2 protein-coding genes are annotated in these 2,120 nt (G+C 69.5%); one reads left to right on the forward strand and one right to left on the reverse strand.

What is annotated here, in order from left to right; translation table 11 throughout:
* Positions 1-1,122 (forward strand): IS4 family transposase (locus VF468_12175; protein ID HEX5879054.1); only part of this gene is annotated, 1,122 nt, incomplete at its 5' end.
* 230 nt (positions 1,123-1,352) lie between these two features.
* Here the strand turns inward: VF468_12175 and VF468_12180 are convergent.
* Positions 1,353-2,120, reverse strand: a 768-nt coding sequence (locus VF468_12180) for a reverse transcriptase domain-containing protein (protein HEX5879055.1), incomplete at its 5' end; no start/stop codon positions are given.

Genomic DNA, 2,120 nt, shown 5'->3' on the forward strand with positions numbered 1-2,120 from the left:
CCGATGGCCGTGCTGTTCGACCGGGTCCGTGGCCCCGGCGGGCGCGTCGGCACCCGCGGCGTGGTCGCGTTCGGCCGGCGGGTGGTGGCCTGGGACGGAACCGGTATCGACGTCGCTGACACCCAGGTCAACGCGACCGCGTTCGGCCGGGCCGGCGCGGCCGGTCACCCGCAGCTGCGGCTGCTCGCGCTGCTGGAGTGCGGCACGCACGCGCTGATCGACGCGGCGTTCGACGGCTTCTCCACGGCCAGCGAGCACGTGCTGGCCCGCCGGGTGCTGCCCTCGCTGCGGCCCGGGATGCTGCTGTTGGCCGACCGGAACTTCCCCGGCCACCAGCTATGGGGCCAGGCGATCGCGGCCGGCGCCGACCTGGCCTGGCGGCTGAAGAAGAACACCGTGTTCATCCCGACCGCGGTGCTGCCCGACGGGTCGTTCCTGTCGGTGATGGGCACCCCGGCCGAGAACGTCCGCTACGGCCAGGCCCGGGCCGCCGGCCGGCCGCTCCCGGGCCCACCGGACGGCCATACCGTACGGATCGTCGAGTACGCCGTCACCGTCTCCGCGGCCGACGGCACCGCCCGGGTCGAGCCGTTCCGGCTGGTCACCAGCCTCCTCGATCACCAGACCGCCCCGGCAGACCAGCTCGCCGCGCTGTATCACCAGCGGTGGGAGATCGAACTGGGCTACGGCGAGTTCAAGTGCCGGCTACGCGGAGCGGAGTTCATCCTGCGATCGCGCTCACCCGAACTCGTCCGCCAGGAGATGCACGCCTTCCTTGTCGTCTACCAGGCCCTGGCCGGCCTGCGGACCCGCACCGCACAGGCCGCGGACCTCGAGCCGGCCAGGATCTCCTTCACCATCACCGTGCGCCTGGCCCGTGACCAGGTCTGCAACCAGGCCGGCGCCGACCCCGACACCCTGGCCACCGCGCTGCACCAGACCATGACCGACCTGATCGCCGACACCTTGCCCGGTCGCCGGCACCGCTGCTACGAACGGATCAAGCGTCCACCCAAGAACACCTTCCCGGCCAAGAAGCCCGGACACATCCGACCGTTCAGTCACGTCGGCTACACCGTCACCGTGGTCGAAAAACAGCCTCTTGACCAGGCAGTTCGCTAAGTAACCGGCATTGCTGGTCAGGAGCACTTTTCAGTCGATCAACACCCATTCACGCCGCTCTGCCGTGGAGGGTCGGGAGCTGGCGCGGTGGCGTTGCCTGGCGGTAGGTCACGAAGCCATGAGGGCCGGGCGGTTTCCCGTCGGGTCGTTCTTCTTCGTGTCCGTGGTCAGGTCGCTCCGTTTCCAGCTCCCGCCCGTCAAACCGTGCGTGCGGTTCTCCCGCACACGGCTTACCGACGTCGTTCACCGCCGGCATTCGGTGTCACCCGCCAGGCCCGGAAGGGTCTGGGTGCGGCGACGGTTCCGTCCAGGTTGATCAGACCGAGCTGGTTGGCCGAGGCGTAGCTGACCACCGACCACCCGAAGGCTCGGCTCCGGCGGTGTCGCTTGCTGAGCACGAGCGCAAGCCGCATCCGCAGGTATCCCCTGATCTTGTCGAAGTGTCGTGCCGAGTTGCCGTATCGGAAGTACGCGGCCCAGCCGCGGACGAACCGGTTGACGTTCGCCACGATCACCTCGACGGGCAGCAGCAGCTTGGACCGATCGGTGAGTTCCCGGATCCGGTCGCGGGCGTGCTGCATCGCCTTGTTCGTGGGCCATCGGGCCAGGAAGGTGACGTGCTTGCCGGTGCGCCGCCCGTCGCTTTCGACCAGCCGGTGATGGAAGCCGAGGAAGTCCAGCCCCTCACCGCCGACGGTCAGCTGCACGATCCGGGTCTTGGCCGCCTTCGGTGCCAAACCGAGTTCGGCCAACAGGGCGGTCAGCCGCGCAAGCGCGGCCTCGCCCTGAGCGCGGGATGCGCACATCACCACCACGTCATCGGCGTAGCGCACCAGCACCCCGTGTTGCCGCTCGTCCCATGCCCGGTCGATCCGGTGCAGGTAGAGGTTGGCCAGCAGCGGGGAGATGACCCCGCCCTGCGGAGTGCCGGTCACCGACCGACGGACCACACCGTCTGCCATGACCCCCGCGCGCAGCAGCACGCGCAGCAGCTTCAA

Source organism: Actinomycetota bacterium (assembly GCA_036280995.1).
In the GTDB taxonomy this organism is placed as follows: Bacteria; Actinomycetota; CALGFH01; order CALGFH01; family CALGFH01; genus CALGFH01.